Annotated in this window: 16 protein-coding genes; 2 read left to right on the top strand and 14 right to left on the bottom strand. The window is 65.5% G+C overall.

The features are described from left to right. Positions 1 to 41: 41 nt before the first annotated feature. The 10 genes from serS to XH81_RS13495 all read right to left on the bottom strand — a co-directional run bounded on the left by serS (position 42) and on the right by XH81_RS13495 (position 10,759). Positions 42 to 1,373: a serine--tRNA ligase gene (gene serS / locus XH81_RS13540; protein ID WP_271596250.1), complete on the bottom strand. Its 1,332-nt coding sequence runs from the start codon at positions 1,371 to 1,373 to the stop codon at positions 42 to 44. A 138-nt stretch (positions 1,374 to 1,511) separates the two neighbouring features. Beyond that, on the bottom strand, positions 1,512 to 2,327 hold the full coding sequence (tatC, locus tag XH81_RS13535; protein ID WP_028145379.1) for a twin-arginine translocase subunit TatC: 816 nt from the start codon (positions 2,325 to 2,327) through the stop codon (positions 1,512 to 1,514). Further along, complete coding sequence (tatB, locus tag XH81_RS13530; RefSeq protein WP_028145380.1) at positions 2,324 to 2,839, bottom strand: Sec-independent protein translocase protein TatB; 516 nt, start codon at positions 2,837 to 2,839, stop codon at positions 2,324 to 2,326. The genes tatC and tatB overlap by 4 nt, the downstream gene beginning before the upstream one ends. A gap of 88 nt (positions 2,840 to 2,927) precedes the next feature. Then, complete coding sequence (locus tag XH81_RS13525; protein WP_028145381.1) at positions 2,928 to 3,161, bottom strand: twin-arginine translocase TatA/TatE family subunit; 234 nt, start codon at positions 3,159 to 3,161, stop codon at positions 2,928 to 2,930. Between the two features lie 167 nt (positions 3,162 to 3,328). Next, complete coding sequence (gene scpB, locus XH81_RS13520; protein ID WP_271596249.1) at positions 3,329 to 4,093, bottom strand: SMC-Scp complex subunit ScpB; 765 nt, start codon at positions 4,091 to 4,093, stop codon at positions 3,329 to 3,331. A gap of 21 nt (positions 4,094 to 4,114) precedes the next feature. Continuing rightward, positions 4,115 to 4,954, bottom strand: coding sequence for a segregation and condensation protein A (locus XH81_RS13515; protein WP_018317872.1), 840 nt, complete (start codon positions 4,952 to 4,954; stop codon positions 4,115 to 4,117). Beyond that, on the bottom strand, positions 4,951 to 5,979 hold the full coding sequence (gene nagZ / locus XH81_RS13510; protein ID WP_028145383.1) for a beta-N-acetylhexosaminidase: 1,029 nt from the start codon (positions 5,977 to 5,979) through the stop codon (positions 4,951 to 4,953). The genes XH81_RS13515 and nagZ overlap by 4 nt, the downstream gene beginning before the upstream one ends. 46 nt (positions 5,980 to 6,025) lie before the next feature. Beyond that, positions 6,026 to 7,609, bottom strand: coding sequence for an SPOR domain-containing protein (locus tag XH81_RS13505; RefSeq protein ID WP_028145384.1), 1,584 nt, complete (start codon positions 7,607 to 7,609; stop codon positions 6,026 to 6,028). 141 nt (positions 7,610 to 7,750) lie between these two features. After that, positions 7,751 to 9,541, bottom strand: coding sequence for an arginine--tRNA ligase (gene argS, locus XH81_RS13500; protein WP_028145385.1), 1,791 nt, complete (start codon positions 9,539 to 9,541; stop codon positions 7,751 to 7,753). A gap of 9 nt (positions 9,542 to 9,550) precedes the next feature. Further along, a complete protein-coding gene (locus tag XH81_RS13495) occupies positions 9,551 to 10,759 on the bottom strand; it encodes a deoxyguanosinetriphosphate triphosphohydrolase (RefSeq protein WP_028145386.1) in 1,209 nt (402 codons plus the stop codon). A gap of 123 nt (positions 10,760 to 10,882) precedes the next feature. Between XH81_RS13495 and erpA the strand changes: the two genes are divergently transcribed. Further along, positions 10,883 to 11,212, top strand: coding sequence for an iron-sulfur cluster insertion protein ErpA (gene erpA / locus XH81_RS13490; protein ID WP_028145387.1), 330 nt, complete (start codon positions 10,883 to 10,885; stop codon positions 11,210 to 11,212). Positions 11,213 to 11,216: 4 nt separating this feature from the next. Here the strand turns inward: erpA and XH81_RS13485 are convergent, their stop codons facing one another. Beyond that, the gene (locus XH81_RS13485) at positions 11,217 to 13,547 is read right to left on the bottom strand and encodes an ATP-binding protein (RefSeq protein ID WP_028145388.1); all 2,331 of its coding nucleotides are present in this window, start codon (positions 13,545 to 13,547) and stop codon (positions 11,217 to 11,219) included. A gap of 134 nt (positions 13,548 to 13,681) precedes the next feature. Between XH81_RS13485 and xth the strand changes: the two genes are divergently transcribed. Further along, the gene (xth, locus tag XH81_RS13480; protein ID WP_038949167.1) at positions 13,682 to 14,479 is read left to right on the top strand and encodes an exodeoxyribonuclease III; all 798 of its coding nucleotides are present in this window, start codon (positions 13,682 to 13,684) and stop codon (positions 14,477 to 14,479) included. A 61-nt stretch (positions 14,480 to 14,540) separates the two neighbouring features. On the opposite strand, the gene XH81_RS13475 is transcribed toward xth, so the two are convergent. The 3 genes from XH81_RS13475 to XH81_RS13465 all read right to left on the bottom strand — a co-directional run bounded on the left by XH81_RS13475 (position 14,541) and on the right by XH81_RS13465 (position 18,961). Beyond that, positions 14,541 to 15,371: a tetratricopeptide repeat protein gene (locus tag XH81_RS13475; RefSeq protein WP_028145390.1), complete on the bottom strand. Its 831-nt coding sequence runs from the start codon at positions 15,369 to 15,371 to the stop codon at positions 14,541 to 14,543. After that, positions 15,358 to 17,082: a dihydroxy-acid dehydratase gene (ilvD, locus tag XH81_RS13470; protein WP_028145391.1), complete on the bottom strand. Its 1,725-nt coding sequence runs from the start codon at positions 17,080 to 17,082 to the stop codon at positions 15,358 to 15,360. The genes XH81_RS13475 and ilvD overlap by 14 nt, the downstream gene beginning before the upstream one ends. Before the next feature lie 1,297 nt (positions 17,083 to 18,379). Then, complete coding sequence (locus XH81_RS13465; protein WP_028141614.1) at positions 18,380 to 18,961, bottom strand: hypothetical protein; 582 nt, start codon at positions 18,959 to 18,961, stop codon at positions 18,380 to 18,382. Positions 18,962 to 18,969 lie beyond the last annotated feature (8 nt).

Raw genomic sequence — 18,969 nt, 5'->3', positions numbered from 1 at the left:
TCGCAACCAAACGTTTCTGCGTTTCAGGCAGGTAACACGCCCTACTCGCGCCCGATCACCTTCACGCCGCCCATATAGGGCTGAAGCACGTCGGGGACCGCGATCGAGCCGTCCTCCTGCTGATAGGTCTCCATCACGGCGATCAGCGCGCGGCCGAGCGCGGTGCCCGAGCCGTTCAGCGTGTGGACGAAACGCGGCTTGCCGTCGGGACCGCGCGAGCGCGCATCCATGCGGCGTGCCTGGAAGTCGCCGCAGACCGAGCAGCTCGAGATCTCGCGGAATGCCCCGCCCTCGCCCTGCCCCGGCATCCAGACCTCAATGTCATAGGTTTTTTGCGACGAGAAACCCATGTCTCCTGCGCAAAGCGTCATCACGCGATAATGCAGCCCGAGCCGCTGCAGCACCTGCTCGGCGCAGGACAGCATGCGCTCCAGCTCGTCCTTGCTCACCTCCGGCGTCGTGATCGAGACCAGCTCGACCTTGGTGAACTGGTGCTGACGGATCATGCCGCGCGTGTCACGTCCGGCCGCGCCGGCCTCGGCGCGGAAGCACGGCGTCAGCGCGGTGAGCCGCATCGGCAATTGCTTCTCGTCGAGGATGGATTCGCGCGCGAGGTTGGTGAGCGAGACTTCCGCGGTCGGAATGAGGCCGAGGCGCTCTGTCCTCAGCCGCTCCTGGTCGGGCGAGGCAAGGAGCTCGCCCTTGATCGCCCAGAACTGATCATCCTCGAACTTCGGCAATTGTCCGGTGCCGAACATGATCTCGTTGCGCACCAGCAGCGGCGGATTGATCTCGGTATAGCCGTGCTCGTCGACGTGCAGATTCAGCATGAACTGGCCGAGCGCGCGTTCGAGCCGCGCCAGTCCCTTCTTCAGCACGACGAAGCGTGCGCCGGAGAGCTTTGCCGCCGCCTCGAAATCCATGTCACCGAGCGCGGTGCCGAGATCGTCATGCAGCTTCGGCGCAAAGCCGTAGTTGCGCTTGTTGCCGAACACGTGGTGCTGCACGTTGCCGTGCTCGTCGACACCGTCGGGGACTTCGTCGAACGGAATGTTCGGGATCGCGGACAGCTCTTTGGTCAGCTCCTCATCGGCGGCTTTCGCGGCGGCCTCGAGCTGCGGCATCGTGGTCTTGAGCCCGGCCACCTCGGCCATCAGCTTGGCCGCGCGCGCCTCGTCCTTCGCCTTCTTGGCATCGCCGATCTCCTTCGACGCCGCATTGCGCCGAGCCTGCGCCTGCTCGGAGGCCAGGATCGCCGCGCGCCGCGTCTCGTCGATCGCGAGCAGCGAGGCCGACAACGGCTTCAGGCCGCGCCGGGCGAGGCCGGCGTCGAAGGCTTGCGGATTGTCGCGGATCGATTTGATGTCGTGCATGGCTGTCTTCCCGTCATGGCCGGGTTAATCCCGGCCATCCACGTATCTGCCGCCTTAGATCAAGTCGTGGATGCCCGGGTCAAGCCCGGGCATGACGAATCATGGGCTGAATGGCGCTATGATAGAGCGAAAGCGCCTCTACTCCGCCGGATTGGCCGGCGTCGACACGTCGGTGCCGGTGGTCGCCTGCGAGGCTGCCGCCGCCCTCTTCTCCACCATCCCCACCGCGATGATCGAACCCTCGTAGAGCAAGAGCAAGGGAAGCGCGAGCGAGCACTGGCTGAGCACGTCGGGCGGGGTCAGCACCGCCGCGATGACGAAGGCGATGACGATGAAATAGCGGCGCTTCTCGCGCAGCATCTTCGAGGTCACGATGCCGATCCGCCCGAGCAGCGTCAGGATCACCGGAAGCTGGAAGGCGATGCCGAAGGCGAAGATCAACGACATCATCAGCGACAGATATTCGCCGACCTTGGGCAAAAGCTGGATCTGCGCGGTCTCGTCGCTGCCGGCCTGCTGCATGCCGAGCGAGAAGCGGACCAGCATCGGCAGTACGACGAAATAGACCAGCGCCGCGCCGAGCACGAAGAAGAACGGCGTTGCGACCAGGTACGGCAGGAAGGCCTGCTTCTCGTGCTTGTAGAGGCCGGGCGCGACGAATTTGTAGATCTGCGTCGCCACGATCGGGAACGAGATGAAGCCGGCGCCGAACAAAGCGAGCTTGAGCTGGGTGATGAAATATTCCAGCAGCGCCGTGTAGATGAACTTGGAATTCTCCGGACCCGCGACCCACACGAACGGCCAGACCAGCACGTTGTAGATCTGCTTGGCGAAGAAGAAGCAGAAGATGAAGGCCACGCCAAAGCCGAGCAGCGCCTTGATCAGCCGCGAGCGCAGCTCAATCAGGTGGTCCATCAGCGGGGCTTTGCTGGCCTCGATATCGGCGTCGCTCATGACGCTTTGGCGTCCTTGATCGCTTCGGATGGCGCGGTGTCCTGCGCAACCTGCGCCTGCTCGACCTCACGGGTGATGGCGAGCGGCTCGTTCGCAGCCGCATGCGCCTCGGCTTCCATGAAGGTCGCGGGCGTCGGCGCTTCCGGAGTGGTAGGAGTGACAGGCGCTTCAATTGAAGTCGCCGGTGGTTCGACAGCCGTCGTGGTCGGCGTCTCGGCGGGCTTGTCCAGCGCGTCGACGCGGAGCGCGTCGCTGACGTCCTTCTGGAGCGAGGACAGCGGATTGAAGCCGGTCGCGGCTTCCTTGACCTCGTCGAAGCTCTTCTTGAGATCGGCCATTTCGGCCTCGCGCATCGCTTCCTGAAACTGGCCCTGGAATTCGGCGGCCATCTTGCGGGCCTTGCCCATCCACTGTCCGACCATGCGCAGCACGCCCGGCAGCTCTTTCGGGCCGATGGCGATCAAGGCCACGACCCCGATCAGGACCAGTTCACTCCACCCGATGTCGAACATGAGGTCTTCCGTTCACGCGAAGCCGCAGCCGACCCAATCCCTTGCGCGCAGGATCGGGCCGCACCCCGCGTCTCGCGTGCTCTTTGGCTCAGACGGCCTTGCTGCCGACGTCGGACCGCGCCGCGGTCGGCGCATTGTTGTGCTCGATGGACTTGGCCGGCTCGGGCTTCTCGGCGGGCTTGTCGTCGTCCTGCATGCCCTTCTTGAACGCCTTGATGCCCTGCGCCACGTCGCCCATCAGATCCGAAATCTTGCCGCGGCCGAACAGCAGCAGGACCACTGCGATCACCAGGATCCAGTGCCAAATGCTGAGTGAACCCATCCTGCAACCCTCCAAACGCGCATGGCCGGGGACCCGGCCGATCTTCACTGAAACCTAGGCTTGGCGGGTGTCAAAAACAAGGACCAAGGCAGCGCCAATTCGCTGTTGGCACTACGTAATCTTGCTAGTGTTAACCGGTCGCAGGGCACCGGTAAAACGCAAAGGCCTCACTCTTCGGTGCCGCCTTCGCCGCCCTCGTCTTGGCCGCCTTCCGGTGCCTCGTCCGGAGTCTCGGGCTCAACCGCAGGCGCCAGCGCCAGATCGAGATCCTCGCCCGGTTCCAAGGGATCCTCGTCCTCGCGGAGCTGCGGGTCGTCCGACGGCGTCGGCACGCTGAATCCGGTCGGCAAGCGCGAATCCAAGAGGCCCGTGCCTTTCAGCTCCTCGAGGCCCGGCAGATCGCCAAGCTGTTCCAGGGTGAATTGCGACAGGAAGTCCTCGGTGGTTCCGAAGGTCAGCGGACGGCCCGGCGTCTTGCGGCGGCCACGCGGCTTGATCCAGCCGGTCTCCAGCAGCACGTCGAGCGTGCCCTTCGAGGTGACGACGCCGCGGATCTCCTCGATCTCGGCGCGCGTCACCGGCTGGTGATAGGCGATGATCGCCAGCACCTCGATTGCCGCGCGCGACAGGCGGCGGGTCTCGGTGCTCTCCCGCGTCATCAGCCAGGCGAGATCGCCGGCGGTGCGGAAGGTCCATTTGTTCGCAACGCGAACGAGATTCACCCCGCGCAAGGAATAGTCGGCCTGCAATTGCTCGAGCGCGGCCTTGACGTCGACGCCCTCGGGCATGCGCTTGGCCAGCGTCGCGGTATCCAGCGGTTCACTCGAAGCGAACAGCAGTGCTTCCAGCAGCCGCAATTCCTCGGGACGTGCCTGGGATTCGTTCTCCATCGGCTCGGCCTCTTCTACCCGCACTTCAGCCAGGCTTGCCATGGCAGCTTCTCCTTCTTGCACTTAACCGACCGGCGCATCAGGCGCAGGAGCTGCGTCCGGCACCGGTTTGGGGCGCCCCTTCCGGAAATAGATGGGCGCAAACGCCTCTTTCTGGTTCAGCTCCAGCTGACCTTCGCGCACCAATTCGAGCGCAGCAGCAAAGCTCGAGGCGAACACCGTCGCGCGCTGCGTCGGATCGGCGACGTGCCGGACCAGGAAGTCGTCGAGCACGCCCCAATCGTCCTGCTCGCTGATGCTGCCGACCAGCCGCTCCAGCGTGGCGCGCGCCTCGGCGAGCGACCACACCGTGCGCTTGGCCAGATGCACGCTCGCCAGCACGCGCGACTGGCGCTGCGAGGCGTAGGCGGTGAGCAAATCGTACAGCGTCGCCGTGTATTTCGGGTGCTTGATCTCGGCGATCTGCTCGGGCTCGCCGCGCGGGAAGATGTCGCGCAGCAATTGCTGCCTGTTCATCAGCCGGTTGGCGGCTTCGCGAATGGCCTCCAGCCGGCGCAGGCGGTTGGCGAGCGCCGTCGCCATCTGCTCGGCGCTCGGGCCTTCCGCGCTCGGCGGCTCCGGCAGCAGCAGGCGCGACTTCAGGAAGGCGAGCCATGCCGCCATGACGAGGTAATCGGCGGCGAGCTCGAGCCGGATCTTTCGCGCGGCTTCGATGAAGTGGAGATACTGGTCGGCCAGCGCCAGGATCGAGATCTTGGCGAGGTCGACCTTCTGCTGCCGCGCCAGCGCGAGCAGCAGATCGAGCGGACCCTCATAGCCCTCGACGTCCACCACCAACGCCGGCTCACCCTCGGCAAGCTCTGCGGGCCGCCCGGTTTCGAAAGATAGAATTTCTGCGGTCATGCCGATGCCGTGTTTGCCCGTGCGATCAATGCGTCCAGCTCAGTGCGTGCGGCGACGCGATCGAGCGGTTGCGGCGCCTTGCGCGCGGCGAGCGCGGCGTTCGCCCGCTCCAGCGCCCTGCCCGACAGCTCAGGTGTCTGGCCGGCGACCTCGCGCATCTCCTCGATATTGCCGTTGCAATGCAGGGCCACATCGCAGCCGGCCGCGAAGATGGCGCGGGTCCGCTCGGCGATATTCCCCGACAGCGCGTTCATCGACACGTCATCACTCATTAACAAACCCTGGAACCCGATTGCGCCGCGAATCACGTCAGCAATCATTGTCGCAGATGTCGTCGCCGGATGGGCGGGGTCGACCGCGCTAAACACAACATGTGCAGTCATGGCCATCGGCAGGTCCGACAGCGGCTTGAAGGCGGCGAAGTCGGTCCGTTCCAGCTCGTCCCTGGGCGTATCGACCGTCGGCAGCTTGAAATGGGTGTCGGCAGTGGCCCGGCCATGGCCGGGGATGTGCTTGAGCACCGGCAACACGCCGCCCTGCGCTAGGCCCTCGGTGACCGCGCGCGCGATCGCCGCGACCTTGCCGGGCTCGGTGCCATAGGCCCTGTTCCCGATGACAGCATCGGCACCCTCGACGGGCACGTCGGCCAGCGGCAGGCAATCCACGGTGATGCCGAGATCGGCAAGATCAGCCGCGATCAGGCGGGCGGACAGGCGCGCCGCGGTGAGCCCGAGCGCCGAATCAGTGCCGTACAAGGTCGAGAAAACGGCGCCCGGCGGATAGACCGGCCAGTGCGGCGGACCGAGCCGCTGTACCCTACCGCCTTCCTGATCGATCAGGATGGGCGCGTCGGCAGCACCTGCCGCCGTCCGCAATTCCGCAACCAGTGCAGCGACTTGAGCTGGCGTTGCGACATTGCGCTTGAATAGGATGAAGCCCCATGGGCGTTGGTCGCGGATAAACTCCCGCTCGACGGCGGTCAGTTCCGTTCCGGATACACCGGTAATGAAGGCCCGCGTGCTCATAACGGCCGATTAACCCTGACCCGCGAGGGGGTCAAGGAAACGGCCGTTAATTCCTCTGGACGAAGCAGGCGGACAAGCCTGCGGACTTCAGGCTGTTGCAGGCGTGCGTCGCTTCCTCTGCCGAACCATAGGGCCCAGCGAAGGCGCGGTAGACGACCCCCTTGCCCTTGTCGCTGAGGTCGACCCGCTTGATCACCGGCGAACGGGAGCCGAGCACGCTGCCATATTTGCTCTGAAGCACGCGATACGACGCGGCCGCGCTATCCTCGCTCTGCTGCGAGGAGACCTGCACGATGTAGCCGCCACCGCCGCTGCTGGCGGGCGCGATTTGCGTCGGGGTGGTCGCAGCCATCCGCTGCGGCGGTTCGGCTGCCGGGACCGATTGCGGCGCCAGCGACATCGGCTGGTTGGCGCTGGCATTGGCCGAGGTCGGCGGATTGCGCGGCGCGACCGGCGCAACGGGCGCAGCCACAGGCTTCGGCGCAGCCGTTGGCCTGGCGGCAGCGGCCGATTGCGGCGTGGCGCTGTCGGTCTGATCGCCCTTCACGGCGACAGTCCTGATCGGGCGCGGCGAATTGTTCGACATCGTGCCGTTGCTCGCGCCCGTGCTCGGCGGCGGCACCGCAGACGGCGACACGCTCGCCACCGACGGCGGGTTCGCATTCTGGTTCAGCGGCGGGAACACCACGCGAGGACCGCCCGCCTTGGCGTTGACGTCGACCGGCGCCTCTTCCCGCGGCACGATCTTCTCGGTGCCATCGCCGCTCACCATGCGATCCGGCACCTTGGCCGAGGAATCCGTCGGCGCCGGCACGATCTTGGTCGGGGTGTTGTCGGCCTTGATGATCGGCGGCTCACCGCTGCGGGGCGAGCCGACATAGGTCTTGTAGGCGAAGGCGGCGCCGGTGCCGACCACGGCAAGCGCCAGGATCGCTGCGACCGTCATCATGCCACCGCGCTGCTTCTTGGGCTCTTCGAGCTCCGCCTCCGGATAGTCGCTCTGATACGCGTAGGGATCGTCGGGATAGGCGGGATCGCGCTGATAATCCTGCTCGCCTGCCTCCAGCCGGCCGTAGAGCGCATCGTCGTAACGCGCCGGATCGGGCTGCTGATGTGGCTCCTGATAGGCCTGTTGCTGGTAAGCCTGATCCTGCTGGGAGGCCTGATCCTGGTAGGATTGCGCCTGATAGGCGTGATCCTGATAAGCCTGGGGCTGATGAAGTTCAGGCTCGGGCGCGGCAGGCTGGGCTGAATAGCGGTGCAACGGGTGGACCGGGTTTACGGACACGGGATAGTCTGGCTCGGGAGCTGGCGCCGGCTGCGGCTGCACGTTGGCCCGCCGCATCCATGAGGGCGGCCCGGGCTGCGCCGGGGGGGCCTGCTCGGCATAGTCCTGTTGATAATCGTCCTGTCGATCCTCTTGCCGATAGTCGTCGTCCTGATAGCCCTGCGCGGGCGCGGGGGCTGCCGGCGGATGTGCGCCGGGCCGCCCCTGAGCTGCGAACGGATCGGTCTGTCCGATCAGGCGGGCGAGCTCGGCTAAGGGATCGCTCTCCGCCTTGCCATGCTGGGCGCCGCCGCGACCATAGTCATCGGAGGGCAACGGTCTGTCCTGATATCGTTCGGCCATCGTGATGATGCGTCCCTTCGGGAAAGCCGCGCGCCCCTCGACCAAGGCACGGCTTTCGACCCACAAGGCTTTCAACCAAGTCTAAGCGATCCGGCTTCTGCCGGTTACCCCCGATATTCCCCTTAAGTAGTTCGCCCCAAACTACCGCATCTCGTTCGGAGCATGGACGCCGAGGATGGCGAGGCCCGATGCCAGAACCGAGACGACGCCCTGGACCATGGCCAGTCGCGCCTTTGTAAGCTCTGCATCATTATTGATAATGAAGCGTAAATAGGGCAAATCGCGCCCCTTCGTCCAAAGTGCATGAAATTCGCTGGCTAAATCATAGAGATAAAAGGCAATTCGGTGCGGCTCGTGGGCCGCGGCTGCGGCTTCCAGCATGCGCGGAAATATTGCGAGACGCTTGAGCAGGTCGAGCTCGACGGGGTCTGAGAGCCGTTCCACCGCCGACTCAGCGAGCCAGGCGATCCGCTCGCCGGCATCCTCCGGCAGTTCCGGGAACACCTCCGTCCGCGCGTTGCGGAAGATCGAGTGGCCGCGAGCGTGGCCGTACTGGACGTAGAACACCGGGTTGTCGCGCGACTGTTCCATGACCTTGGCGAGGTCGAAGTCGAGCACGGCGTCGTTCTTCCTGTAGAGCATCATGAAGCGGACGGCGTCCTGGCCGACCTCATCCACCACCTCACGCAAGGTGACGAAGTCCCCGCTCCGCTTGGACATTTTCACCGGCTCGCCGTTGCGCAGCAACTTGACGAGCTGGACGATCTTGACGTCGAGCGAGCCCTTGCCCGACGTCGTCGCCTTTACCGCCGCCTGCATGCGCTTGATATAGCCGCCATGGTCGGCGCCCCAGACGTCGATCATTTCCGCAAAGCCGCGGTCGAACTTGTTCTTGTGGTAGGCGATGTCGGCGGCGAAGTAGGTGTAGGAATTGTCCGACTTGATCAGCGGACGATCGACGTCGTCGCCGTAAGCCGTCGCCTTGAACAGCAGCTGCTCGCGGTCTTCCCAATCCTCGACCGGCGCGCCCTTTGGCGGCGGCAGGCGGCCTTCGTAGACGTCGCCCTTGGCCTTCAGGAAATCGATGGTCTCGGCAACCTTGTTGTTGCCGGTCTCGATCAGCGAGCGCTCCGAGAAAAACACATCATGACGGATGTTGAGGGCGGCGAGATCGTCCTTGATCTCGTCCATCATCATCGCGATCGCCTTGGCGCGCACCGTCGGCAGCCATTCGACCTCGCTCATCGCGAGGAGCTTGTCGCCGTGCTCTTTCGCCAGCGCCGCGCCGACCGGCTTCAGATAGTCGCCCGGATAGAGGCCTTCCGGGATCGCACCGATGTCCTCGCCGAGCGCCTCGCGGTACCGCAGGAACGCGGAGCGCGCGAGCACGTCGACCTGGGCGCCGGCGTCGTTGATGTAATATTCGCGCGCGACGTCGTGGCCTGCGAAACGGAGCAGGCTCGCCAGCGCGTCGCCAAACACGGCGCCGCGGCAATGACCGACATGCATCGGCCCGGTCGGATTGGCCGAGACATATTCAATATTGACCTTGGAGCCGCCGCGGACGCGGCCGTAATCGGCGCCCTCGCGCAGGACCATCCGCAGCGCCTCGGCCCAGGCGGCCGGCCTCAAGGTCAGATTGATGAAGCCGGGACCGGCGACATCGACCTTGGCGATCAGCGCGTCGGCACGCAGCCGCTCGGCGATCTGCTCGGCGAGGTCGCGCGGCTTGGCCTTTGCCTCTTTCGCCAGCACCATGGCGGCGTTGGTCGCCATGTCGCCATGGGAGGGATCGCGCGGCGGCTCGACCACCACGCGCGAGAAATCGATGCCCTCGGGCCAGTTGGCTTCCGCCGCCAGCGTACGGCAGGCGGCGTGCACGCGTGCAAGCACGTCGGCGAACAGATGCAGTGCTGAGGATGTGTCGGGCATGGCCGCCGCCTAACGCAAATCCGGGGTCGAGTCAAAAAGCCGCTGGTGCTCGGTCAGGGCGAAACGGTCGGTCATTCCGGCAATGAAATTGCCGATCCGGCGGGCCCGGTCACCCTCATTGTCAGCCTCCGCTCCCAGCAGCCATTCCGGCGGCAGGTCACCCGGGGATTTCAGGTATTTCGCGAACAGGTCGAACAGGATCTGCTCCGCCTCCCCCATCACCCGCATCACCCGCTTGTGACGGTACATGTGCTGGTAGAGGAAGGTCTTGATGGCGGCCTCCTCCTCGGCGACCTCGGCCGGAAATGCGACCAGCGCCCGGCTCTGCTGGCGGACATCCTGGGCCGATTGGGGCTTCACCGCGGCGAGGTTCTTCTGCGCCTGCGCGAACACCGCACCGATCAGGTGCGAGATCAGCTCGCGCACCAGCTCGGCACCGCGCCTGAGGTCTTCGAGGTCGGGATAGTGCGCCGAGGTCTCGGCGATGATCTCAGCCGTGAGCGGCATCACCTTGAGATCGTCGAGATGGAACAGGCCGGCACGCAGACCATCGTCGATGTCGTGGGCGTCATAGGCGATGTCGTCGGCGATGGCGGCGACCTGCGCCTCCAGCGAGGCGAAGCTCCACAATTCGAGGTCGTAGGTCTCGATATAGTCGGCGATGCCGACGGGAATGCCGTGCTCGCGATAGCGCCCCACCGGCGCGCCGCTGCGGTCGGTCAGCGGACCGTTATGCTTGACGATGCCCTCCAGCGACTCCCAGGTCAGGTTGAGCCCGTCGAAATCGGGGTAGCGATGCTCGAGCGAAGCGACGACGCGGAGCGTCTGGGCGTTGTGGTCGAAGCCGCCAAAATCCTTCAGGCAGGCGTCCAGCGCCCGCTCGCCGGCATGGCCGAACGGGGGATGACCGAGATCGTGGGCCAGCGCCAGGGTTTCGGTGAGATCCTCGTCCAGCCCGAGCTGCCGGGCCAGCGCACGGGCGATCTGCGCCACCTCCAGCGAATGGGTCAGCCGGGTGCGGTAGTGGTCGCCCTCGTGGAACACGAACACCTGGGTCTTGTACTTCAGGCGGCGGAACGCGGTGGAGTGGATCACCCGGTCGCAATCCCGCCGGAACGGGCTGCGGGTCCGGCTCGGCGGCTCCGCGACCAGCCGGCCGCGGCTGCGGTCGGGATCGCAGGCATAGGGCGCATGGGGGGCAGCCATTCCGACGGACACGACGAATTTAGTCCCTATCCATTTGATTCTGCGTATCCTTGCACTTAACTATGCCGGACGCGGGATACCAAATGAATTGGGCAAGTGAACCTGGTATGACCGCGGGACTATCGGAGACGAGCCATGACGACCGACGTGACCATCAGTGACCGCGCCGCACGCCGGATTGGGGAGATCCTCAAGGGCGAAGGCTCTGGCGCGATGCTGCGCATCTCGGTCGAGGGCGGCGGCTGCTCGGGTTTCCAGTACAAATTCGACATCGACCGTGCGCGAACCGACGACGATCTCGTGATCGAGCAGGACCATGCGGTGGTGCTGGTCGATTCCGCCTCGCAGCCATTCCTGGCGGGGTCGCAGGTCGATTTCGTCGACGATCTGATCGGCGCCTCGTTCCGCGTCAACAATCCGAACGCAACGGCATCCTGCGGCTGCGGCACCAGCTTCTCGGTCTGACCGGCTAAACGCCGGTTATCTGTTTCTCCTCATCCGTCCACTCCATCTCGGCCGGCAACAGTTCCGGCTGCAGCGGCGCGTCCTCGGACATCACGTGGCCGTCGAGCGCACGCAGCAAGGCCGCGACCAGCGCCGGCTTGCGCAGCGGCTTGGCGAGGAAGTCCGACATGCCCGCCTCGCGGCAGATCCTGACGTCCTCGGGGAAGGCATTGGCGGTCAGCGCGACGATCGGCAAAGCTTCGCAGCGCCCGCCTTGCGCGCGGATCGCGCGGGTGGCGGCAAGCCCGTCCATGTCGGGCATGCGCACGTCCATCAGCACCACATCGTAATTGCCTTCGGATGCTGCCGCGACGGCTTCGGTGCCGTCGGTGACGACGCGCAGCTCGACGTCGAAGGCCCCCAACATCTTGCTCACGACCATGCGGTTGACCGCATCGTCCTCCGCGACCAGCACCTTCAGCGGCCGATCGAGACCGGCGATACGGGTCTTGAGCTCGTCGGCCTCATCGTGGCCGGCCGTCTGCTCGGAGGCCTGCGCCTGGCTCCAGGGCAGGACCAGCGTGAAGCGGAAGGTCGATCCCTCGCCCGGCGTCGAGGTGACGCCGATGGTGCCGCCCATCTGCTCGATGATGCGCCGGGAGATCGCAAGCCCGAGCCCGGTGCCGCCGAAGCGGCGGCTGATCGAGGCGTCGGCCTGCGCGAAGTCGCTGAAGAGCTGGCCAAGCTTTTCGGGGGCGATGCCGATGCCGCTGTCGGTCACCGTCCATTCGACGGTCGCCAGCAGATCGCGGCGCGCCTGGCAGGTCGCCGAGATCGTCACCTCGCCTTCATCGGTGAACTTCACCGCGTTGGACGCGAGGTTGAGCAGCACCTGGCGGATGCGCGCGACGTCGCCGCGCAGCGTCGGCGGCAGGTTCGGGTCGAGTGCCAGCTTGACCGTCAGCCCCTTGCCCTTGGCGCTCGCGCGGACCACGGTCACGACAGCCTCCACCAGCGCCTGCGGGGCGAAGTCGATCACTTCGAAGGTGAAGCGCCCGGCCTCGAGCTTGGACAGGTCGAGGATGTCGTTGAGGATGCGCTGGAGATTGTCGCCGGACTCGCGGATCGTGGTCACGGCCTCGCGCTGCTCCGGATCGAGCTTGGTTTCGAGCAGCATGCTGGCAAGCCCGAGCACGCCGTTCATGGGCGTGCGGATCTCGTGGCTCATCACGGCGAGGAAGTCCGACTTGGCGCGGCTCTCGGCCTCGGCCTTTTCCGCGCGCCAGCGTTCGGTCACGTCGCGGCCGAAGCCGCGATAGCCCAAAAATTGTCCCTCGCGATCATAGGCCGGCTTGGCCGTCAGCGACCACAGCCGCGCCTCGCCGCCGGCGACGACCTTGAGGTTCATCTCGTGCAGCGGCTCGTTCTGCTCCATCAGGCCGACGACGTTGTAGGCCGCGCTCTTGTCCTCGGGGCACAGCATGTCGAGCACGTCGGCGAAATGCGATCCCTTCAATAGCGGCAGCGGCAACTGAGCGACGTCCGCGAAGCGCTCGGGCACATCGACCAGATGCCCTTCGGCATCGGTCTGCCACAGCCAGTCGCTGGCGTTCTCCTGGAAGTCCTTCAGCAGCAGCGAGATGATCTCGGTCTGGCGTTCGAGTTCGAGCTGGGCCTTGAGATTGCCGAGGAACAGATTGCCCTGCGAGACGATGCTGCGCGCCATGAAGAATGCGAACAGCAGCAGGAACACCGCCGTCACCAGATACGGCCCGGCGCCGCAGAGCAATAGCGCCCCGGCGCAGGCGGTCGTCATGGTGGCGAGATAGACGAGGCCGGCGCGCGGGAACGTCGACAGCGTGAAGGCGCCGCCCGACATCATGCCGACCATCAGGCAGGCCAGGATCAGCTGGCTGGTCGGCTCGATGCGGCTGAACAGAGCGAGCGGCAACGCGCCCCAGATCGCGGCGAGCAAGACCGCCTGCCGCAGCATCTGCCGCGCGGCGCGGGGCGAGGCCTCCTGCGGCGGGTTCTGATGCGACCGCCGCCAGGCGCGCACCGCGAGCGAGGCGGTGGCGGCGAGCGTCAGGCCCCAGATCGCGAGGAAGTCGTTCCATCCCCGGCCCCAGAACAGGATCAGCACGATGGCGACGTTCAGCATCGTCACCGCCATCGTCACGGGGATCAGCCGCGTTACGGCGTCGATCTGCTTGGCGCGGATGCGGCGAATCTCGCGCTCGCTGAGATCGGCGGTCAGGCCGTCCTCGATCTCGAAGCCGCCGAGCCAATACAGGAACGCGCCGATCAGGCCGTCACGCGGCTCGGTTCGCTTCATCGATTTGTCCGGCCATCCCATTCGCGGAACCTTTTGACGATCAATGGCCTGCCGCCTGCTTAAGCCGGGTTAATTTTGTGGGAGATTTTGCGGCGTCCTTGACGGGCGCGTTTGCAGTTTGTTCTAACCATGGCCCCTGCCCGGAGCCCGCCGACATGACCATCAGAGTTGCCACCTGGAACGTGAACTCGGTCCGGCAGCGGATCGACCTCCTGCTGACCTGGCTGAGGGAGTGCCAGCCGGACATCGTCTGCCTCCAGGAGATCAAATGCGTCGACGAGGCCTTCCCGCGGCTCGAGATCGAGGCGCTCGGCTACAACGTGGTCACGCACGGGCAGAAGACGTTCAATGGCGTCGCGCTGCTCTCCAAGCTCCGGTTCGACGAGACCAAGTCGGGGCTCGCCGGCGACGACGAGGACGCCCATGCCCGATTCATCGAGGGTGTGGTCACGCTCAAGCGCGGGGTGCTGCGCATCGCCTGCCTTTATCTGCCCAATGGCAATCCGGTCGGGACGGAGAAATATCCCTACAAGCTCAAATGGATGTCCCGGCTTCTTGACTATTCGAAAGAGCGCCTCAAGACCGAGGAGCCGCTGATCCTCGCCGGCGATTTCAACGTCATCCCGCACGCCCGCGACGTGCACAATCCGGCCGCCTGGACCGAGGACGCCCTGTTCAAGCCCGAGACGCGGGAGAGCTTTCAGTCCCTGCTCGGCCTCGGCCTCACCGATGCCTTGCGGGCCGTCACGGATGAACCCGGGCTTTACACCTTCTGGGACTACCAGGCCGGGGCCTGGCAGAAGAACCAGGGCCTGCGGATCGACCATCTGCTGCTGTCGCCACAGGCCAGCGACCGGCTGGCCAATGTCGGGATCGACAGCTATGTGCGCGGCTGGGAGAAGCCCTCGGACCACGTGCCGGTGTGGGCGGATCTGGATCTGGAGGCAGCCTAACGTCCGCAGAGTTGGTGGGCGCGCTGCGCTTTGCCCACCCTACCGGCACCGAGTTGCCGCCCTACTCGCGGCGGCCGCCCTGCACCCACTGTTCCAGCATTTGCAGGCACATGGCGCGGTCGTCGTCGGAGGCCTTGGCGAAGGCGCGGCTGTAGCTTTCCTTGATCCAGGTCTCGTCGGCACCGGCGCTGTCGCGCGCCAGCGTCAGCCACATCAGGCCGCGCGCGGCCTGTCGCGGCAGACGGTCGCCGTTGAACAGCATCTGGCCGAGCAGCGCCTGCGCCTCGTGCTGGCCCTTCTGCGCGGCGAGGCCGAGCCAGCGCGCGCCGTAGCGGAAATCCTCGCGCGAGGCGTCCGGCGTCTTCAGGTAGAGCCGGGCGAGATCGTATTGCGCGTCGGCATTGCCGAAATAGGAGGCAGCATAGGAGAACATCTCCCGCGCCCGCTCCGGGTCCGACTTGACCTTCGAGTTCGGGATGCCGCTCAGATAGTAGCGGCCGAGCGCGACGAAGGCGTTGGCCACGATCTGCGCCTGCGGTGCCGACGGGCTGTCCTCGGCATGCGCATTGGCGATCCGGCTGAAATATTCGAAGGCACGCAGATCGTCCTGGGCGACACCGTCGCCATTGGCGTACATGCGGCCGAGCTTCCACTGCGCGATGGGGTGACCACCCTCGGCGGCATATTGCAGCGCACTAAGCGAGGTCGCCTGAGGCACGGCCGCCGGCGCGACCTTGCCGCGTGCGGTCGCCGCGCTCCCCGGCAAGGTGGTCACGACCGGGATGGTCGCGTCCTTCGGGTTGACCGGAGCCCCGTCGAAGGCAAGCGCCGGCGCGGCCAGCGCACCGACCCCCAACACAAACGCAACTATGGCACGCCTAGATGTCCGCATAGCACTGTTTCTCGTGCGCGCCGCCCGGATGGGTCACTGCCCCCCCGACCGCTGGTCCAACCTGTTGAGCATATTTCCAGAGCGCACCCGACGTGTGGTTAGTCGCGCGAGCGGTCCATTTGGTCTTGCGCTGGGCGAGCTCGGCGTCGCTCAATTTTACGTTAAGGGTACCGGCGACCGCGTCGATCTCGATGATGTCGCCGTCCTCGAGCAGCCCGATCGGGCCGCCAATGGCAGCTTCCGGCCCGACATGGCCGATGCAGAAGCCGCGGGTGGCGCCCGAGAAGCGGCCGTCGGTGATGAGCGCGATCTTGCCGCCCATGCCCTGGCCGGTCAGCGCCGCGGTGGTCTGGAGCATTTCCCGCATGCCGGGGCCGCCCTTGGGCCCCTCGTAGCGGATCACGATGACTTCGCCTTCGCGGTAGGTGCGCTTCTGGACCGCCTCGAAAGCATCCTCCTCGCGGTCGAAGCACCTGGCCGGACCGGTAAACCTGAGGTTGGACATTCCCGCGACTTTCACGATCGCACCTTCTGGCGCCAGATTGCCCTTCAGACCGACCACACCGCCTGTCACGGTGATGGGCTTGTCTGCCGGGTGCACCACGTCCTGGTGCGGATTCCACTTCACGCTCTTGAGGTTTTCGGCGATCGTACGGCCCGTGACGGTAAGGCAATCACCGTGCAGGAAGCCGTTGTCGAGCAGCGTCTTCATCAGAAGCGGTATGCCACCTACTTCAAACATGTCTTTGGCGACATAACGGCCACCCGGCTTCAAATCCGCGACATATGGTGTCTTTTTGAAGATTTCGGCAACGTCGAACAGGTCGAACTTGATGCCACACTCATGCGCGATCGCCGGTAGGTGCAGCGCAGCATTGGTCGAGCCGCCAGAGGCGGCGACCACGGCGGCGGCATTCTCCAGCGCCTTGCGGGTGACGATGTCGCGCGGCCGGATGTTTTGGGCGATCAGGTCCATCACCTGCTCGCCCGCGGTCATGCAGAAGGCGTCGCGGATTTCATAGGGGGCCGGGGCACCGGCCGAGTAAGGCAGTGCGAGGCCGATCGCCTCGGACACGGTCGCCATGGTGTTGGCGGTGAACTGCGCGCCGCAGGCGCCCGCCGAGGGGCACGCCACGCGTTCGATCTCGTCGAGGTCTTCGTCCGACATGGCGCCGACCGAATGCTTGCCGACGGCCTCGAACATGTCCTGCACGGTGACCTGCTGCCCGCGGAAAGTGCCGGGCAGGATCGAGCCGCCATAGATGAAGATCGAGGGCACGTTGAGGCGGACCATGGCCATCATCATGCCCGGCAGCGACTTGTCGCAGCCGGCGAGCCCGACCAGGGCGTCATAGGCATGGCCGCGGACGGTCAGCTCGACGGAGTCGGCGATGCATTCGCGCGACGGCAGCGAGGAGCGCATGCCGTCATGCCCCATGGCGATGCCGTCGGTGACGGTGATGGTGCAGAACTCACGCGGGGTGCCGCCGGCCGACGCCACGCCCTTCTTCACCGCCTGCGCCTGGCGCATCAACGCGATGTTGCAGGGAGCGGCTTCATTCCAGCAGGAGGCAACGCCGACGAAAGGCTGGTGGATCTGCTGGGTGGTCAGACCCATGGCGTAGAAATAGGACCGATGCGGCGCGCGCGCAGGGCCTTCCGTCACGTGACGGCTCGGCAGCCTCTGCTTGATGTCGGTCTTCGCGTTCATCGCAAACCAGTTTCCTCGGTCAACCCTTTCAGACCCGAAAAATCAGAGCCAAGATTTGAATCGACCTTGGGATTTTCTCGTGGCCCTTCGAAGACCGCCGCTGCCCGTAAAACATTAGAGTGATTTTATTCATGTTCGGGTGTGGCCAAAAAGCGGCGGCGATGCGAACCGCCGGTGATGAGGGTTAAATCCGGGATGAGTGTTGCGGAGACAGCACAATCGTTACCGGGAAGACACGGGTTGGATTACTGCAATACCCTCAGGAAGATGACGATCCACAACTTCAGATTTTGTGGCACGCACACTGCGCCCAACTCCTCCTCGGCGACCAGGCGTGCGCAAGTGAGTCGGTGTGCCCTTCCGCTCGTTGGCTACTCCCTCCCGTATCCCGGACAAGTCGCAACGCGCGAGCGTTGCGGCGCAGAGCCGGGACCCAGAAACCACAGATAGCGCTCGCGGAGACATGGGCCCCGGCTCTGCAGCGCACCGGACGATGCTTTCGCATCGCCGGGGCGCTGCGCTGCGTCCGAGGCACGAGACGAGAGTTTGACGTAGGCTCTCTCCTGCTCGGCAATGACGGAGTATGAGGTGGCGGCACTCCTCCAACCTGCATTTAAATCGTAGACACGTCTTCGCGTCCTCGCGGCGGATTTCGCCCGAGCTTTGATTCAACTCTCCACCCTCCAATCCAAGAGGGCGCAGGGAAGGCCGGGTGCTGGCTCGCACCCGCGGTCCGCTGCGCGAAATGCACACGCAGAAAGAACCGCACAGCAGCGTACAGGTGTGGCCAATCACTCCGCCTTCGCTGCGCAGTGGCTGGACGGCTTATGCCGTGATCTCCCGGGAGCCGACCATTCCTTCTGGCCTCCCTCGCCCCGCGAATTGGATGATGCAGTCTGCCCGGTTGGGCTCGCTCGCACCTCCGCGGAAGCTTGACCGTAGCAACGACGGCCAGGACCACACGGTTTTGCCGTACGCGCGGCCCGCCATTTCGCCGCAGTTTTTCCTGGCCCTGTCGACGAAGCCGGAAACTTACAGACGAGACGAAGCCTGACAGCGCCGCTCGTCGCACGAAGCCTCGGGCTCACAGGGACACCCCGCCCTGCCCGCGCCTCTCGTGCCGACGCTGCCGCGTCCACCGCAAGCCCGGCTCGCGATGCGTGACGACACATGATCGCCCCTCTTGGTGAGCCGGGATGGACCACACATACGCCGAAACCGAATTTCGGTAAAGTGGAATATTTTCAGCGACGCGGATTGACAGAGGGCGACACAGGCTACGGCCACGAGCGGCCGCTCAGGCCGACATCGCACGCTTGCGTCCGGCCGGGTCGACCAGACGGACGATCTCGCAGATCGCGACGAGGCCGGCGAGCCAGACGGCGCAGGTCAGAGCGATGCGCGTCACGATGGCGGCGGTGAAGGCGCCCTCGCCGCCGAGGAACGGCGTCGCGGCGAGCAGCGCGATCTCGTAAATCCCGTAGGCGGCGATGAGCGTGATCGGCAGCGCCAACGGCGTGCGGCCCTGCGGCAGCAGGCCGAGCACCGCCGAAGCTGCCGCGGTCGCCAGAAGCGCAGCCGCGCCGATGACGAAGCCCCAGGCAATCGTGCTGGCATCAACGGGATAATGCAGCACGCCGAAACCGATGATCTGGTTGACGAGCCAGGCGCCGGTGACGACGAGCAGCGCCGGACGCTGCGGCAGCATCGCCGCGGCAATGACGGCGAAGGCCGCGAACGGCGTGGCGCACGCGAACGCAAAGCTTGCGAGCGCGCATGACGCCGTCAGCAGCGCAAAGCAGAACATCGGCGCAAGGCGCGGCGCGACCGGGTGAAGCCGGGAGCGATCGTCACCAGACGGCAGGATGCCGAGAGCCATGGTTGAAT

The organism is Bradyrhizobium sp. CCBAU 25360 (assembly GCF_028128695.1).
Classification (GTDB): Bacteria; Pseudomonadota; Alphaproteobacteria; order Rhizobiales; family Xanthobacteraceae; genus Bradyrhizobium; species Bradyrhizobium ottawaense.
The sequence above is the reverse complement of the archived record's forward strand: the minus strand, read 5'-3'. Positions and strand labels throughout refer to the sequence as shown.